The 17302-nt window shown below is 65.9% G+C and carries 15 protein-coding genes; 7 read left to right on the top strand and 8 right to left on the bottom strand.

The window, feature by feature from the left end:
• Positions 1-44: 44 nt before the first annotated feature.
• From IEV93_RS05140 to rpmH, 8 genes are all read right to left on the bottom strand, one after another.
• The gene (locus IEV93_RS05140; protein WP_188487535.1) at positions 45-1049 is read right to left on the bottom strand and encodes a ParB/RepB/Spo0J family partition protein; all 1005 of its coding nucleotides are present in this window, start codon (positions 1047-1049) and stop codon (positions 45-47) included.
• Positions 1046-2041 carry a ParA family protein gene (locus tag IEV93_RS05135; RefSeq protein WP_188487534.1) on the bottom strand — a complete coding sequence of 332 codons (996 nt, stop codon included), beginning with the start codon at positions 2039-2041 and terminating at the stop codon, positions 1046-1048. Before IEV93_RS05135 ends, IEV93_RS05140 begins: the two co-directional genes overlap by 4 nt.
• A 109-nt stretch (positions 2042-2150) precedes the next feature.
• Positions 2151-2831, bottom strand: a complete 681-nt coding sequence (rsmG, locus tag IEV93_RS05130) for a 16S rRNA (guanine(527)-N(7))-methyltransferase RsmG (protein WP_229705125.1) — start codon at positions 2829-2831, stop codon at positions 2151-2153.
• Positions 2832-2940: 109 nt separating this feature from the next.
• The gene (locus IEV93_RS05125; RefSeq protein ID WP_188487530.1) at positions 2941-3552 is read right to left on the bottom strand and encodes a Jag family protein; all 612 of its coding nucleotides are present in this window, start codon (positions 3550-3552) and stop codon (positions 2941-2943) included.
• Between the two features lie 94 nt (positions 3553-3646).
• Positions 3647-4873 (bottom strand): membrane protein insertase YidC, encoded by a 1227-nt coding sequence (gene yidC, locus IEV93_RS05120; RefSeq protein WP_188487528.1) that lies wholly within the window; start codon positions 4871-4873, stop codon positions 3647-3649.
• Between the two features lie 4 nt (positions 4874-4877).
• Complete coding sequence (gene yidD, locus IEV93_RS05115) at positions 4878-5219, bottom strand: membrane protein insertion efficiency factor YidD (protein ID WP_188487526.1); 342 nt, start codon at positions 5217-5219, stop codon at positions 4878-4880.
• Positions 5216-5611 (bottom strand): ribonuclease P protein component, encoded by a 396-nt coding sequence (gene rnpA / locus IEV93_RS05110; protein ID WP_188487524.1) that lies wholly within the window; start codon positions 5609-5611, stop codon positions 5216-5218. The genes yidD and rnpA overlap by 4 nt, the downstream gene beginning before the upstream one ends.
• 51 nt (positions 5612-5662) lie before the next feature.
• On the bottom strand, positions 5663-5806 hold the full coding sequence (gene rpmH, locus IEV93_RS05105) for a 50S ribosomal protein L34 (protein ID WP_188487522.1): 144 nt from the start codon (positions 5804-5806) through the stop codon (positions 5663-5665).
• Between the two features lie 504 nt (positions 5807-6310).
• Here rpmH and dnaA point away from each other — a divergent pair.
• From dnaA to gyrA, 7 genes are all read left to right on the top strand, one after another.
• The gene (gene dnaA / locus IEV93_RS05100; protein WP_188490381.1) at positions 6311-7834 is read left to right on the top strand and encodes a chromosomal replication initiator protein DnaA; all 1524 of its coding nucleotides are present in this window, start codon (positions 6311-6313) and stop codon (positions 7832-7834) included.
• 531 nt (positions 7835-8365) lie between these two features.
• Entirely contained in the window at positions 8366-9532 is a 1167-nt protein-coding gene (gene dnaN / locus IEV93_RS05095) for a DNA polymerase III subunit beta (protein ID WP_188487520.1), read from the top strand.
• Positions 9533-9612: 80 nt separating this feature from the next.
• Positions 9613-10506, top strand: a complete 894-nt coding sequence (gene gnd / locus IEV93_RS05090) for a phosphogluconate dehydrogenase (NAD(+)-dependent, decarboxylating) (protein WP_188487518.1) — start codon at positions 9613-9615, stop codon at positions 10504-10506.
• A 17-nt stretch (positions 10507-10523) separates the two neighbouring features.
• Entirely contained in the window at positions 10524-11771 is a 1248-nt protein-coding gene (gene recF, locus IEV93_RS05085; RefSeq protein ID WP_188487516.1) for a DNA replication/repair protein RecF, read from the top strand.
• Positions 11768-12316, top strand: coding sequence for a DUF721 family protein (locus IEV93_RS05080; RefSeq protein WP_188487514.1), 549 nt, complete (start codon positions 11768-11770; stop codon positions 12314-12316). Before recF ends, IEV93_RS05080 begins: the two co-directional genes overlap by 4 nt.
• Before the next feature lie 361 nt (positions 12317-12677).
• Positions 12678-14717, top strand: a complete 2040-nt coding sequence (gene gyrB / locus IEV93_RS05075; RefSeq protein ID WP_229705124.1) for a DNA topoisomerase (ATP-hydrolyzing) subunit B — start codon at positions 12678-12680, stop codon at positions 14715-14717.
• 57 nt (positions 14718-14774) lie between these two features.
• Complete coding sequence (gene gyrA, locus IEV93_RS05070) at positions 14775-17291, top strand: DNA gyrase subunit A (protein WP_188487510.1); 2517 nt, start codon at positions 14775-14777, stop codon at positions 17289-17291.
• Positions 17292-17302: the final 11 nt, after the last annotated feature.

The raw sequence follows: 17302 nt of genomic DNA, 5'->3' as shown, positions 1-17302 counted from the left end.
ACAGTGACGTTTCACCCCCTAGCGGTCCCTCGTGGAAAATCGCGCTACACGGAAGCATTTTTGGCGACGAGCTCCACGATACGTTCGAGGTCTTGCACGGTGGCGAACTCGACGACAATTTTGCCCTTCTGCTTACCCATCGAGACCGTCACGCGGGTGTCGAGGCGGTCGGACAGTCGCTCGGCGACGTCGCGGAGGCCGGGCATCTGCATGGGTTTGCGCTTGCGCGCCTGCGGTTGATCGCTCGCCGGGCCGTCGTGATTGGCCAGCGTCACCGCCTCTTCGGTCGCCCGTACCGACATGCCCTCCGCGACGATCCGTGCGGCAAGTGCCTCCTGCGCGTCGCTTCCCGCCTCGAGGGAGAGGATGGCGCGCGCGTGTCCGGCCGACAATACGCCCGCGGCGACCCGTCGCTGCACCGCGATCGGGAGCTTCAGCAAGCGGATCATGTTGGTGACGACAGGCCGCGAGCGACCCAACTTCACCGCCAGTTGGTCGTGCGTGACACCGAACTCCTCGAGCAGTTGCTGGTAGGCCGCCGCCTCTTCCAGGGGATTGAGCTGGACGCGGTGGATGTTCTCGAGAAGGGCGTCGCGCAGCATGTCCTCGTCGGGCGTCTCCCGGACGATCGTCGGGATCGCGGTGAGTCCGGCCTCCTGGCTGGCACGCCACCGGCGCTCACCCATGACGAGCTGGTAGCGGACGTCACCGACGGGGGAGGGAAGCCGTCGCACCACGATGGGCTGCATGAGCCCGAACTCGCGGATCGAGTGCACCAGTTCGGCGAGCGCCTCCTCGTCGAACGCCGTCCGCGGCTGCTGCGGGTTGGGCTGGATCTCCAGGGGAGGGATCTCGCGGTAGACCGCGCCGACATCGGTGAGTGAGTCCTCGGGAGCGTCTGCGCCGGCATCGGCCGGAGGACGTGGCGCCGTACGCGACTCACCGAGGACGACATCGGCCGCAGCGTTACCCAACCGCGGGCCCTCGTCGGGTCCGGTCGGGATCAGGGCGGCGAGTCCGCGGCCGAGGCCGCCTTTGCGCTGGGTCATCGGTTCTGCCCTTCCTGTCCGGCACGCTCGGCACGCATGCCGAGTTCGCGACCGGCGTCGAGATAGCTCATGGCTCCACGTGAACCCGGGTCGTATTCGATGATCGTCATGCCGAATCCCGGCGCCTCGGACACCTTGACGCTGCGGGGGATCACCGTCGTCAACACCTTGTCGCCGAAGTGGCGTCGCACCTCGTCGGCCACCTGATCGGCGAGCTTGGTGCGCCCGTCGTACATGGTCAGCAGAACCGTGGACACCCAGAGGTGCTTGTTGAGGTGTGCCTGCACCAATTCGATGTTGGACAGCAACTGGCCGACACCTTCGAGTGCGTAGTACTCGCACTGAATGGGGATCAGCACCTCCCGGGCGGCCACCATCGCATTGACCGTCAGCAGACCCAGCGAGGGTGGGCAGTCGATGATCACGTAGTCGATGTCGTTGTCTCGGATGGTGTCGAGATCCAACGCGTTCCGCAGCCGGGTCTCACGCGCCACCATCGACACGAGTTCGATCTCGGCACCGGCGAGATCCAACGTCGCGGGAACACAGAACAGACGCTCGTGCGCGGGACTGCGCTGCATGGCCTGCGCCAGTGTGATCTCGCCGAGCAGCAACTCGTACACCGAATTGACGTCGGGGTCGCGATGATCGATGCCCAGCGCCGTGCTCGCATTTCCCTGGGGGTCCAGATCGATGACGAGGACGCCGAGCCCGTGCAGAGCGAGGGCGGCGGCGATGTTGACCGATGTGGTGGTCTTGCCGACCCCACCCTTCTGGTTCGCGACCGTGATGATGCGTGGCTCGCGGGGGCGGGGGAGTTGCCCGGCGCCACCGGGAGTCAGCACCTGGCTGGCCCGCTCGGCCGCCGCAGCAATCGGGGTGTCGAAATACTTCGCCGTTGTTTCACGTGAAACGGCGTCGGGGGTTTCACGTGAAACCACGCCCTCCGAGCCCCCCGCGGGACTGTCCGGTGCACCCTGCGCCACAGCCATTCTCCTTCGCGCCCGCTTGCCCATCACTGTATTGCCGCTCTACTTCCTCGACGGTGCCCGTCACGAGACGCACCGATGCGTCGCGCTGAGCTGAACCCTGCACACCGGGTCATCGGCGACGCGACGACGGACTACGAAGTCGGCCGCGGATGATCGTGGTCGGTACCGCAAGAGTATCGGTCCCACACGACTCCACGCGCAGGTCGGTCAGTCCGAGCTTGCCGACCTCTGCCTTGTGGGTCGCGATCTCATCGGCGGCGGAAGACCCCTTGATGGCGATGAGCTCACCGTCGGGGCGAATGAGGGGAAGCGACCATCGAGCCAGGCGGTCGAGGGGCGCGACGGCCCTCGACGTCACGACGTCCGACAGACCCACCTCGGCGCGGACCACCTTCTCTTCCGCCCGTCCACGGATGACGCGCACCGGGAGCGACAGCTCGTCGATGACCTCGACGAGGAACGTATAGCGCCGAAGAAGCGGCTCGATGAGAGTGACGGACAGATCTGGACGGGCGAGCGCGAGGGGGATGCCGGGCAGTCCCGCACCGCTGCCGATGTCGGCCACGGTCGCGCCCTGAGGAATCGGCTCGCCCATGACGGCGCAATTCAAAATGTGCCGCACCCACAATCTATCGACTTCGCGGGGGCCGATCAGGCCCCGCTCGACGCCGGCGTCGGCCAGGATCTCGCGGTACTGCAGTGCAGCCGAAACACGGTCGCCGAACACCGCGTCGACGGCCGCGGCAACATCTGGAAGGCCGATCTCTTCATCAGGTTTCACGTGAAACATCATCCTCTAATCACACGGCTGGTATTCACCACCACCGCGCTGAATGGCCTCGGAAACGACAAAGTCCCGGGGTCACCGGGACTTTGTCGTCGAACTCTTCGCTGTTGCGCTACTGCTTGATGACCACCACGCGCCGACGGGGCTCCACGCCCTCGCTCTCGCTGATGACACCCTCCACAGCGGCGACGGCGTCGTGCACGATCTTCCGCTCGAACGGCGTCATCGGCTCGAGTTCTTCTCGCCCGCCGTTGTCGAGGACGCGCTGGGCGACCTCCCCACCGAGGATGGTCAGCCGCTCGCGACGGTCCGCACGCCACCGGGCGACATCGAGCATCAGCCGACTGCGATCACCGGTCGTCTGCTGCACGGCGAGGCGGGTCAGTTCCTGGAGAGCGTCCAGAACCTCCCCGTTTTTGCCGACCAGCTTGCCCAGGTCTTCGCCTCCGTCGATGCTGACGATCGCTCGGTCGCCGTCGACGTCGAGATCGATGTCGCCGTCGAAGTCGAGGACATCGAGCAACTGCTCGAGGTAATCGCCGGCGACCTCGCCCTCCTCGACCAGACGATCATCCGTACCGCCCTCGGCGTCGTCGGAATCCGATGCACCGTCCGCGTCCGACGGCGTGCTCTCCGCCTCGGTCTGCTCGACTGCATCATCGGATGTCGCCGCCGTGGTCTCTTCGGTCTCCGCGACGTCCACGTCGCTCGTATCTGCCGTCATTCTCATCACCTTTGATCGTGTGTTCGTTCGTGAGGGGCGCCCGCAGCAAGTGCGGCGCCGAGCCCCCGCACACCGCGGGGCAGGACTACGTGGGTCAGCGTCGCTTCTTGCGGCGCGCAGTGTTGGAGCCGGCCGCGCCGGTCCGACCTCCGGCACCCGATGGCTTCTGTCCCGGACGGGGCGTCTTCGCAGCAGTCTGTTTCGTCGCCGTCTGCTTGGCCTTGTTCTGTGCACCGGTACCGTTCGACTTCGCGGTGACCGCAGGGGTCTCATCAGACGTGGGGGAGGAGCCCTTGGTCAGGTTCGGCGTCGACCCGTTGGCCGACCCGTTCGACGACCCGTTGGCCGATGCACCGTTCGCCGCTCCGTTGGCGGACGCGTCGGGTCCTGTCTTCTTCTTGGCACGCTCGGGACGGGCGCCCGGTTTGGGGGCGTTGGCCTTCAGCTTCTCCTGCTTTGCCGCCTTCTTCGCCTCGTCCTCTTTCTCGATGCGGTTGAAGACGATGTGCTGCTGACCGTAGGTCCACAGGTTGTTGCTGACCCAGTAGAGGAGGATCGCCACGGGGAAGAACGCACCGGACACGAGGATGCCGAGGGGGAAGACGTACAGGGCGAGCTTGTTCATGATCGCGGTCTGCGGGTTCTCCAACGCGGCTGCACCCTGACGCGCGACCGATGCGCGCGAGTTCATGTGCGTCGCGATCGAGGAGATGATCACCAGTGGGATCACCAGATAGATGATGTGCGCCCGGGTGAAGTCGATGACACCGTCGGCACTGAAGGCGACCCACTCGGACTTCGGCTGCGAGATGGCCGCGGAGAGCGGGACACCGAAGAGACGGGCATCGAGGAAGTTCTGTACCTGGTCGGCGCTGAAGAAATAGTTGCCGGTGGACCTGGTCTCGGCCGAGGTCATGCCGAGCTGTCCGAACCCGGTGCCCATCCGGTTGAACGACCGGAGCACGTGGAACAGACCGATGAACACCGGGATCTGCGCCAGCATCGGGAGGCAGCCCAGGAGCGGGTTGAACCCGTGCTCCTTCTGGAGCTTCTGCATCTCCTCGGTCATCTTCACGCGATCCTTGGCGTACTTCTTACGGATCGCCTGCAGCTGCGGCTGGATCTCCTGCATCTGCCGCGTGGTGCGGATCTGCTTCACGAACGGCTTGTAGAGGATGGCGCGGAGGGTGAAGACGAGGAAGATCACCGACAGTGCCCACGCGACGCCGCTGCCACCGGGGGAGTCGGGGAGGATGTGGCTGAACACCCATTGCCAGACCCACATGATTCCCGAGACCGGGTAGTAGATGAAGTTGAGCACGGTGTCAGGTACTCCTCACTGCGTCATCAGACGCACTTGTTGTCTCGCGTCGCCGGACGCGTAGGTGTGTGGTGTCCGTGGCCTCAGCGCCGGTTCGCTCTCCATGGTGCCCTGATCTCTCGGGTACCGGGTCGTAGCCGGGTTTGTGCCAGGGGCCGCATTTGGCCAGACGCACCACCGACAGCCCTCCGCCGCGGATCGCGCCCCACTCGCTGACCGCCTCGACGGCGTAGGCACTGCAGGTGGGCTCGAACCGACAGGACGGGAGTCGGGTCGGTGAGATCCAGGTGCGATACAGCTCGATCAGGAACACCAGGGCGCGTCGCGGGAAACCGGTCACGCTCATGACGCCACCGTCGCGCGCAGCCCCGATTTGCCAAGAGCTGAGAAAAGCTGTTGTGCGAGAACATCACTCGACACACGTGCGGATGACGGCAATGCACGGATGACCACGGTCGACGCGGTGTCGACACCGTCGAGGGCGGCGGCCGCGGCCGCGCGCAGACGGCGGGCAACCGCATGACGTGTCACCGCGTCACCCACGGCCTTGCTGACGATCAGACCCACCCGGGGACCACCGAACTCGACGACGTCGAGCCGCACGTGGCGATCGTCCGGCCAGTCGGTCGGGGTGATCAGTACGTAGGTCATCAGATCAGTGCGACGCACCCGCACACCGTGGCGCAGGGTGCGGGTGAACTCGGATCCTCGGCTGATCCGCTGGTGACGTGCGAGCACTGTGACGACGACCCCGGGAGAACGCGGGAACGCCCGCCTCTCCCGTCGAGGTCAGGCAGTCAGGCTCGAGCGGCCCTTGCGGCGCCGGGTGTTGACGATCGCCCGGCCGGCGCGCGTACGCATCCGGAGACGGAAACCGTGCACGCGTGCACGACGACGAACGTTGGGCTGGTAGGTCCGCTTTCCCTTGGCCACGACTGAACTCCTCGTTATCGGGGCACCGGGAGCATTACGCTCTCAAGACACCCATTACCTGGTGGTTTGCTTGCCGCGGCTCGTCGTTCTCATACGCCGCAGCGCATGGACGTCCGACACCTCGGCGACCGTTCGAGAGTACTTATCGCATCTTCACCGGTCAAACCGCGATCGGCCGAGGTCCCGGCCGTCGAGGGCCGGGATCGGCTCCGTCGCGACACGCCGACGACACGACGGTCCTCGACTTCTGATCGAGATCGTGTGCCCGAATCTGTTGAGACCCGCCGCGGGCTCTGTTAGCTTCTGACGAGCACGCGTTCGACGGCACCGTTCCGAGTCGATTTCGCAGACCGGTTCCGGGGTCGGGCATCGCCCGTAGGCCGGTATTCAAGCAGCTGTGCACAACTGTGGATAACCGTGTGGACAAACCCGTTTCCGTGAGCGACGATGGCGACCGCGGTTGCGCATGTCGGCGGTGCCGCACAGCCGGGAGGGGCGTTGTCGATGGGGTCCGATCGCGACACGTTCGGTGAGATCTGGCAGCGGGTCATCGTCGACCTCGGAGCCGACACCGGGACCGACGACACTCTGACACGTCAGCAAAAGGCCTGGTTGTCGCTGGTCCAGCCACTGACGCTGGCCGAGGGCTTCGCGTTGCTGGCGGTGCCGACCGCATTCGTCCAGGAGCAGATCGAGCGCACACTGCGTGAACCGATCCGCACGTCGCTCAGTCGTCATCTCGGCATGGAGGTCGACCTCGGGGTACGGATCGCCCCCACCCCCGATGTACCCGTCGGTGTCCCCACCGCACCACCCGCCATCGACGTCGCGGCGTCGCTGGACACCCTTCCCGACACGTTCGCCGACCGCCGTGACAGCTCGGAGTACCACTCCGAGAACGGCCGCATCGACACCGGCGGACCACACGGATCTCCCGACCATCGCCGGGTCGACGGCGAGTGGTCGACCTACTTCAATGCGTCCACCCCGGGCGAGCCCAGCAGCCTGAACCCGAAGTACACCTTCGACACCTTCGTCATCGGGGCGTCGAACCGGTTTGCGCACGCGGCTGCGGTCGCCATCTCCGAGGCGCCGGCGCGGGCATACAACCCCCTGTTCATCTGGGGTGAGTCCGGACTCGGCAAGACCCACCTGTTGCATGCGGCCGGTCACTACGCACAGCGGCTGTTCCCCGGGATGCGCGTCAAGTACGTCTCCACCGAGGAGTTCACCAACGACTTCATCAACTCCCTCCGTGACGATCGTCGTGTGGCGTTCAAGCGTCGCTACCGCGACGTCGACGTGCTCCTGGTCGACGACATCCAGTTCCTCGAGGGCAAGGAGGGCATCCAGGAGGAGTTCTTCCACACCTTCAACACCCTCCACAACGCCAACAAGCAGATCGTGGTCTCGTCGGACCGTCCGCCCAAGCAGTTGGCGACGCTCGAGGACCGGCTCCGGACCCGGTTCGAGTGGGGCCTCATCACCGATGTCCAGCCTCCTGAGCTGGAGACCCGCATCGCCATCCTTCGCAAGAAGGCGCAGATGGACAATCTGCAGGTACCCGCCGAGGTCCTCGAGCTCATCGCGTCGAAGATCGAACGCAACATCCGTGAACTCGAGGGCGCCCTCATCCGGGTCACCGCGTTCGCATCGCTGAACAACGCCGAACTGAACCTCGCGCTGGCGGAGATCGTCCTGCAGGCGCTACTGCCCGATTCCGGCAGTGTCGAGATCAACGCACCGGCCATCCTGGCGATCACCGCCGAGTACTTCGAGATCAGCGTCGACGAACTGCGTGGGCCCGGTAAGACGCGGTCGATCGCCCAGGCCCGTCAGATCTCCATGTACCTGTGCCGCGAACTCACCGATCTGTCACTGCCGAAGATCGGCGAGACGTTCGACCGCGACCACACCACCGTGATGTACGCCGACAAGAAGATCCGCAAGGAGATGGCCGAGCGCCGCAAGGTCTACGACCACGTCCAGGAACTCACCGCGCGCATCAAGCAGCGCGCCCGTCGCTGACCGAATTCATCTTCGTTCCGGTCGTCCGATCCACCATTCTCTCGACCTCACATCGAGGTCTCAACGGCCCTTCCGGACAATCGGAACAGTCGTTCACCGTCGCTCCCCAGCTGTGGATAACTCGGTGGATAACTCCCTCAACCTGTGCACCGACGGTGGACCGAGATGAACAGACTCTGACGTGTACACAACGTGTGACCGATGTCGTGTGATCTGTCCACGGTCGGTCCACAGCCCCACGTCCGGTCCGACGTGCACCGACCACACCCTGTGCACAGATTCCACAGGACCTATTACTACTAAGAATTTATCTCTCTCAATAGTCTTTAAAAGCAGGAGTGTGGACAGATCGTCCGTCCACACCACCGGTGAGAACGCTTCCGTCACCGGCCGTTACAAGCTCCACCCGTTTACCCCCGCGGGCCGCCTTCCGTTCTAGAGTGGAGACCCACCGGTTCACGCAGGACTCGCACACCATCGAAGGGCAGTCGACGCTATGGAGGATCGGACCGATATGGAGGGTCGATCGCAGTGAAGTTCCGCGTGACTCGCGATGAATTCGCGGAGTCGGTTGCCTGGGTTGCTCGCAGTCTTCCCAGCCGTCCGCCCGTTCCCGTCCTCGGTTGTGTAGTCCTCACCGCCGGCGACAAGGGCCTGACGGTCTCCGGTTTCGACTACGAGGTATCGGCGCAGGTCGATCTCTCGGCAGAGGTCGCCGACGAGGGGCGTGTCCTGGTCTCGGGCAAGTTGTTGGCCGACATCACCCGCTCCCTGCCGGCCAAGCCGGTGGACGTGAGCCTCGACGGGACGCGGGTGGCCATCGCCTGCGGGAGCTCCCGGTTCTCGCTGCCGACGATGCCGGTCGAGGATTACCCGTCGTTGCCCGAGGTGCCGCCGGTCACCGGCAGTATCCCGACGGAATTGTTCGCCGAGGCGATCACCCAGGTCGCCATCGCGGCCGGCCGGGACGACACACTGCCGATGCTGACCGGTATCCGCGTCGAGATCGAGAACGACACCGTCGTCCTCGCCGCCACCGACCGGTTCCGTCTCGCCGTGCGCGAACTCACCTGGGAACCCACCTCCGGTGACACCGCAGCGGTCCTCGTGCCCGCCAAGACGCTGTCCGAGTCGGCCAAGTCCGCCGGTGCCGAGGGCGGCGCCGCGATCTCCCTGGCTCTCGGTTCGGCGGGCAGCATCGGTGCGGAGGGTCTGCTGGGCATCCTCGGGCAGGGTCGCCAGACCACGACCCGCCTGCTCGACGCCGAGTTCCCGAAGTTCCGTCAGCTGTTGCCGCCGTCGCACACGTCGATGGCCACCGTCGACATCGCGCCACTGACCGACGCCATCAAACGTGTCGCGCTGGTCGCCGAGCGCGGTGCCCAGGTGCGGATGGAGTTCACCGAGGGATCGGTCCTGCTGACCGCAGGCGGCGATGACGCGGGCAAGGCCGAGGAAGAGGTCCCGGTCGCCTTCCACGGTGAGCCGCTGACCATCGCCTTCAACCCCGGCTACCTCCTCGACGGACTGGCCGCCCTGCACACCACCGCAGTCGATTTCGGGTTCACGACACCGAGCCGGCCGGCCGTGTTGCGGCCCTCGAGCGGTGAGCCGCCGCAGGCCGACGACTCCGGTGCCTACGCCGCACCGAGCAGCGCGTTCACGTATCTGCTGATGCCGGTCCGACTGCCCGGATAACGCCCCGACCGGTCACCGGCGTCCCCGGTCCGTTCTCACCGCCGAGAACACACCTCCATACATCTGCGAGAGGAATCACCATGCAACTCGGCTTGATCGGGCTCGGCAAGATGGGCGCCAACATGCGTTCGCGTCTGAAGCAGTTCGACCACGAGGTCGTCGGATACGACCCGCGTCCGGAGGTCACCGACGTCGCCTCGTTGGCCGACCTCGCTGCTGCTCTCGAGGCGCCTCGCGTCGTGTGGGTGATGGTGCCGTCGGGAGCCCCGACGCGCGAGACCGTCGAGAAGCTCGCCGACGTGTTGTCCCCGGGTGACCTCGTCATCGACGGCGGCAACTCTCGATACACCGACGACGCTGTCCATGCAGAACTGTTGGACGCCAAGGGAATCGGCTACCTCGACTGCGGTGTGTCCGGTGGGGTGTGGGGTCTGGAGAACGGGTACGGGCTCATGGCCGGTGGTGCGGCATCCGACGTCGAGAAGGCGATGCCGATCTTCGACGCGTTGCGTCCGCCCGGCGAGCGCGCCGATGGATTCGTACACGCCGGCCCCGTCGGTGCGGGTCACTACGCCAAGATGGTGCACAACGGCATCGAGTACGGCCTGATGCACGCCTACGGCGAGGGCTACGAGTTGCTCGCCGCGGAACCGCTCATCGACGATGTCGAGGGCACGTTGCGTGCCTGGACCCACGGAACGGTGATCCGGTCCTGGCTGCTGGACCTGTTGGTCAAGGCACTCCAGGAGGATCCGGGACTCACCGAGATCTCGGACTACACAACCGATTCCGGGGAGGGTCGGTGGACTGTCGAGGAGGCCATCCGCCACTCGGTCCCGGCCAACGTCATCTCCGCGGCTCTGTTCGCGCGCTTCGCGTCGCGTCAGGAGGGCGGTTCACCGACCCTCAAGGCGGTCTCCGCCCTGCGCAACCAGTTCGGCGGGCACGCGGTCAAGCCCTCCGCGCATCAGTGACCTCGGGCATCGGGTAGGTGTACGTCCGGACGCTGCGTCTGCGCGACTTCCGGTCGTGGCAGGAGGTTCGCGTCGACCTCGGACCCGAACCCACGATCTTCGTGGGCCGCAACGGGTTCGGCAAGACCAATCTCGTCGAGTCGTTGAACTACCTGTCCACGCTCCGATCTCATCGGGTGAGCAACGACGCCGCTCTGGTGCGCACCGGCTGTGACACCGCAACGGCGTCGGCGACGGTGATCAACGCCGGACGCGAGCTGACCGTGGAACTACAGATCACTCCCGGTCGCAGCAACAGGGCGTCGGTCAACGGTGCCCCGTCGCGCCGACCGCGCGACATCCTCGGGATCCTGCGCACCGTCATGTTCGCACCCGAGGACCTGGCCCTGGTTCGCGGCGACCCCGCCGACCGCCGCCGGTTCGTGGACGAACTGGCTGCGTTGGCCGGACCCCGGATGGTCGCGGCCCGTGCGGATTACGACCGCGTTCTTCGGCAACGGTCGGCTCTGCTCAAGACCGCTGCGTCGGCGATGCGTTCCGGTGGCGACTCGGCCGCGTCGGTCATCAGCACTCTCGACGTGTGGGACACCCAGTTGGCGCAGTTCGGCGCGCAGGTGACGGCCGGACGTATCGAGGTGCTCAGCAAGCTCAGACCGTTTGTGCAGCAGGAGTACTCGACGTTGGCCCCGGCGTCACGACCAATTGATCTGAGGTATCGGGCGGTGGTCGGTGACGAGGTGTTGCCCACGAGCGACGCACCTGCGGACGAGGAATACATCGAGGCGGTGTTGCTGCACAGTCTCGCCGCCGCGCGCAGCAAGGAGATCGAGCGCGGTGTCTGCCTGATCGGACCGCACCGCGACGACATCGACATCACCTTGGCCGGTCAGGTCGCCAAAGGCTTTGCCAGTCATGGCGAATCGTGGTCGCTGGCGCTGGCCATGCGCCTGGGCTCGGTGGAATTGATCCGCTCTGACGGTGCCGAACCGGTCGTGCTGCTCGACGACGTGTTCGCCGAACTCGACGCCGCGCGTCGCGCGGCGCTGTCGACGTTCGCGCAGTCGGTGGAGCAGGTGATCATCACCGCCGCCGTCGCCGACGACATCCCGGCCGCGATCGGTGGCCGTCGTGTCGCCGTCGGCGTGCGTGATGACGGTGACGGTGGGCGTCTTTCGTATCTTGCCGACGACGATGCGCCGGGCGTCGAATCGGTCGATGATGGGCATCTAGGCGCATCGCACGACGACGAGGGGGAGGCCCCATGACCGGCGACCCCGGCACCGAGGATCCATCCGAACCGTCGGGAGCGGTCCCGGCGGGCTACGAGCTGGCCCGCAAGGCGCTCGAGGACGCGCGATCGGCGGCTCGCGCCGCGGGCAAATCGGTCGGGCAAGGCCGCTCGTCTCCGAATCGACGACGGCGTCGTACCGGGTGGTCGGGCGCCGGGCCGGACGAGCGTGATCCGCAGCCGCTGGGCCGGCTGGCCGGCGGTATCGCCAGGAGCCGCGGATGGCAGCCGAAGATAGGTGAGGGAACGGTCCTCGGTGCCTGGGCGCAGATAGTCGGTCCCGACATAGCCGGTCACGCCGAGCCGACCGTACTGCGCGACAAGGTCCTGCACATCACGGCCGAATCGACCGCATGGGCGACACAGCTGCGGTTGATCCAGGCCCAGATCCTCGCGAAGATCGCGGCGCAGGTCGGAAACGGGGTGGTCACGAGCCTGCGCATCACCGGACCGAAGGCTCCGTCCTGGCGAAAAGGGGACCGTCACGTCTCCGGACGGGGACCACGAGACACATACGGGTGACCCCGAGGCGGAACCGCGCGGGCACAGGCCACGTCAGAAGGCTGGAGAACCGCCGTAGAGGTGTTCGTACCCGGCTTCGCACAAACGGGGCTGGGTTGAGCCGAGAAATCCTTCCTGTGAGCGCGTCAGCGGCCACGGATACCCATTTCCGGTCGATTGAGGCAGTAGTATGGAACGAGTGCCCGACGGGCATCTCGAACATGCGCGAAGCAGTACCGGCGAGGACAAGGAGCGGACACCACTCGTGGCCGACAGCAACGAACCCACTGACAACCCGACGTCTGAGGACGCGGTCCCGGCCAAGAAGGCGACCCGCCCCGCTGCCAAGAAGACGGCGCCCAAGGACTACGGCGCCGACTCGATCAGCATCCTCGAAGGGCTCGAGGCGGTACGTAAACGACCCGGCATGTACATCGGTTCCACCGGTGAGCGCGGTCTACACCACCTGATCTGGGAGGTCGTCGACAACTCCGTCGACGAGGCCATGGCCGGCCACGCCAGCAAGGTCGACGTCAAACTCCTCGCCAACGGCGGCGTCGAGGTCATCGACGACGGTCGCGGCATCCCCGTCGAGATGCACAAGACCGGTGTGCCCACGGTCGAGGTCGTCATGACCCAGCTCCACGCGGGCGGAAAGTTCGACTCCGACTCGTACGCGGTGTCCGGCGGACTCCACGGTGTCGGCATCTCGGTGGTCAACGCACTGTCGACCAAGGTCGAGCTCGAGATCGCGCGCGACGGGTTCAACTGGTCGCAAACCTACAACTACGCGAAGCCCGCGGAGCTGGTGAAGGGTTCCGCGACGCGGAAGAAGGGCACGACGACCCGGTTCTGGGCGGACCCGGAGATCTTCGAGACCGTCGACTACAGCTTCGAGACGATCTCACGACGTCTGCAGGAGATGGCGTTCCTCAACAAGGGACTGACCATCACACTGACCGACGAACGTCCCAAGCAGATCGGCAACGACAGCCTCGACGTCGAGACCGCCGATGCCCCGCGCAGCCAGTCCGAGCTCGACGAGGACGCCGCGGCCGAGGTGTCCGACACCATCGAGATCGCCGACACCGCGGGCGAAGCCGTCACCAAGGAGGTCTCGGGCAAGCCTCGCGTCCGTACCTACCACTACCCAGGTGGCCTGGAAGACTATGTCGCGCACCTGAACCGGACCAAGAGCGCCATCCACAACTCCATCGTCGCGTTCACCGCGAAGGGCACCGGGCACGAGCTCGAGGTCGCGATGCAGTGGAACGCAGGCTATTCCGAGTCGGTCCACACCTTCGCCAACACCATCAACACCCACGAGGGCGGCACTCACGAGGAGGGCTTCCGCTCCGCGCTGACCAGCACGGTCAACAAGTACGCGCTGGACAAGAAGCTCCTCAAGGAGAAAGACGGCAAGCTCACCGGTGACGACATCCGCGAGGGCCTCGCCGCGGTCATCTCGGTGCGCGTGTCCGACCCCCAGTTCGAGGGTCAGACCAAGACCAAGCTCGGCAACACCGAGGTGAAGAGCTTCGTGCAGAAGGTCGCCAACGAGCACCTGTCGCACTGGCTGGAGTCGAACCCCGCCGAGGCCAAGATCATCATCAACAAGGCCGTGGGTTCGGCGCAGGCGCGTATGGCCGCGCGCAAGGCGCGAGAGCTGGTGCGGCGCAAGAGCGCAACCGACATCGGCGGTCTGCCCGGCAAGCTCGCGGACTGCCGGAGCAACGATCCCGGCAAGTGTGAGGTCTACATCGTGGAGGGCGACTCGGCCGGCGGCAGCGCCAAGTCCGGACGCGACTCGATGTATCAGGCGATCCTGCCGATTCGCGGAAAGATCATCAACGTCGAGAAGGCCCGCATCGACCGTGTTCTCAAGAACACCGAGGTGCAGTCGATCATCACGGCGTTCGGCACCGGCATCCACGACGAGTTCGATCTCGCGAAGTTGCGCTACCACAAGATCGTGCTGATGGCCGACGCCGATGTCGACGGTCAGCACATCTCGACCCTGCTGCTCACCCTGCTGTTCCGCTTCATGCGGCCGCTGGTCGAACACGGTCACGTGTACCTCGCACAGCCGCCGCTGTTCAAGCTCAAGTGGCAGAAGGGTGCCGCACCGGAGTTCGCGTACTCCGACCGCGAGCGCGACGGTCTCCTCGAGGCCGGGCGCGTCGCCGGCAAGAAGATCAACACCGAGGACGGCATCCAGCGCTACAAGGGACTCGGCGAGATGAACGCGAAAGAGCTGTGGGAGACCACGATGGACCCCTCGGTGCGTGTCTTGCGCCAGGTGACCCTCGACGATGCCGCCGCGGCCGACGAACTGTTCAGCGTTCTCATGGGCGAGGACGTCGTGGCCCGCCGCAGCTTCATCGCCCGCAACGCCCGGGACGTCCGCTTCCTCGACGTGTGAGGTCGGCGCCCACGCGCCCGCCCAACACCGTTGTGACCACAAGAAAGTGATCGAATCATGACCGACACCACCCTGCCGCCGGGCGGAACCACCGACTCCTCCGGTGGTGACCGGATCGAGCCGGTCGACATCCAGCAGGAGATGCAGCGTAGCTACATCGACTACGCGATGAGCGTCATCGTGGGTCGTGCACTGCCCGAGGTGCGCGACGGCCTCAAGCCGGTGCACCGCCGCCTTCTGTACGCCATGGGTGATGCCGGTTTCCGGCCGGATCGCAGTTACGTCAAGTGCGCCAAGCCCGTTGCCGAGACCATGGGCAACTACCACCCGCACGGCGACACCGCGATCTACGACGCGCTCGTGCGTCTCGCGCAGCCGTGGTCGATGCGCTACCCGCTGATCGACGGTCAGGGCAACTTTGGTTCGCGCGGTGATGACGGTGCGGCCGCCATGCGGTACACCGAGGCACGACTGACGCCCCTGGCGATGGAGATGCTCCGTGACATCGACGAGGAGACAGTCGATTTCACGCCGAACTACGACGGCAAGACCATGGAGCCGACGGTTCTGCCGAGCCGTATCCCGAACCTGCTGATCAACGGTTCCGGCGGCATCGCGGTCGGTATGGCGACGAACATGCCGCCTCACAACCTCAACGAGGTTGCCGCAGCGGTGTTCTGGGCGCTTGACAACCACGAGGCCGATGAGGAGTCGACGCTGGCCGCGTGCATGGCGGCGATCCAGGGACCCGACTTCCCCACCTCGGGACTCATCGTCGGATCCCAGGGCATCCACGACGCGTACACCACCGGCCGCGGAAGCATCCGCATGCGCGGTGTGGTCAACATCGAGGAGTCGTCGACCGGCGCCACCATCCTCGTCATCACCGAGCTCCCGTACCAGGTGAACCCCGACCGGATGATCGTGTCGATCGCCGAACAGGTCAACGACGGAAAACTCAAGGGCATCAGTCGCATCGAGGATCAGTCCTCGGACCGCGTGGGCATGCAGATCGTCGTCACGCTGAAGCGTGACGCGGTCGCCAAAGTCGTGCTGAACAACCTCTACAAGCACAGCCAGCTGCAGACCAGCTTCGGCGCGAACATGCTGTCCATCGTCGACGGCGTCCCGCGCACCCTGCGTCTCGACCAGATGATCCGCTACTACGTCGCGCACCAGATCGACGTCATCATCCGGCGGACGCGGTACCGCTTGCGCAAGGCCGAGGAGCGCGCACATCTGTTGCGCGGCTACGTGAAAGCACTCGACGCGCTCGACGAGGTCATCGCCCTGATCCGCGCGTCGGCGAACACCGAAGAGGCCCGTACCGGACTGATCGGCCTGCTCGACGTCGACGAGATCCAGGCCGACGCGATCCTCGCGATGCAGCTGCGGCGCCTGTCGGCCCTGGAGCGGCAGAAGATCGTCGACGAGCTCGCCGAGATCGAGCGCGAGATCGCCGACTACCAGGACATCCTCGCGCGCCCGGAGCGCCAGCGCGCCATCGTGCGCGACGAGCTCACCGAGGTCGTCGAGAAGTTCGGTGACGAGCGTCGGACGCGGATCATCCCGGCCGACGGCGACGTCGCCGACGAGGACCTGATCGCCCGCGAGGACGTGGTGGTCACCATCACCGAGACCGGTTACGCGAAGCGGACCAAGACCGACCTCTACCGCAGCCAGCGGCGCGGCGGCAAGGGCGTGCAGGGTGCCGGCCTGAAGCAGGACGACATCGTCCGGCACTTCTTCGTCTGCTCCACCCACGACTGGATCCTGTTCTTCACCACCAAGGGCCGGGTCTATCGCGCCAAGGCCTACGAGCTGCCCGAGGCGAACCGCACCGCACGCGGTCAGCACGTGGCGAATCTCCTGGCCTTCCAGCCCGAGGAGCGCATCGCCCAGGTCATCCAGATCAAGAGCTACGAGGACGCGCCGTACCTGGTGTTGGCCACTCTCGGCGGTCTGGTGAAGAAGTCGCGTCTGGTCGACTTCGACTCGAGCCGTTCCGGCGGCATCATCGCGGTCAATCTGCGCGGCGAGGACGAACTGGTCGGCGCGCAGCTGTGCAGTTCCTCCGACGACCTGCTCCTGGTGTCCCGGCACGGCCAGTCGATCCGCTTCAGCGCCACCGACGACGCACTGCGTCCGATGGGCAGGCAGACCTCCGGTGTGCAGGGCATGCGCTTCAACGACGACGATCAGCTGCTGTCGCTCAACGTCGTCGCAGAGGGCACGTATCTCCTGGTCGCGACGGCCGGTGGCTACGCCAAGCGCACCGCGATGGACGACTACCCGGTCCAGGGCCGCGGCGGCAAGGGCGTGCTGACCATCCAGTACGACCGTCGTCGGGGTGAGCTCGTGGGCGCGCTGATCGTCGACGACACGAGCGAGGTCTACGCGATCACCTCCGGTGGTGGCGTGATCCGGACGCTCGCGAAACAGGTCCGCAAGGCAGGGCGCCAAACCAAGGGCGTCCGCCTGATGAACCTGGACGAAGGAACTACGCTCTTGGCTATCGCCCGGAACGCCGACGAGCCCGATGAGGTCGACGGTGGCCCGGCGGCCGGTAGCTGAGCGTTTCCATC

It is taken from the genome of Williamsia phyllosphaerae, assembly GCF_014635305.1.
Taxonomy (GTDB): domain Bacteria; phylum Actinomycetota; class Actinomycetes; order Mycobacteriales; family Mycobacteriaceae; genus Williamsia_A; species Williamsia_A phyllosphaerae.
The sequence above is the reverse complement of the archived record's forward strand: the minus strand, read 5'-3'. Positions and strand labels throughout refer to the sequence as shown.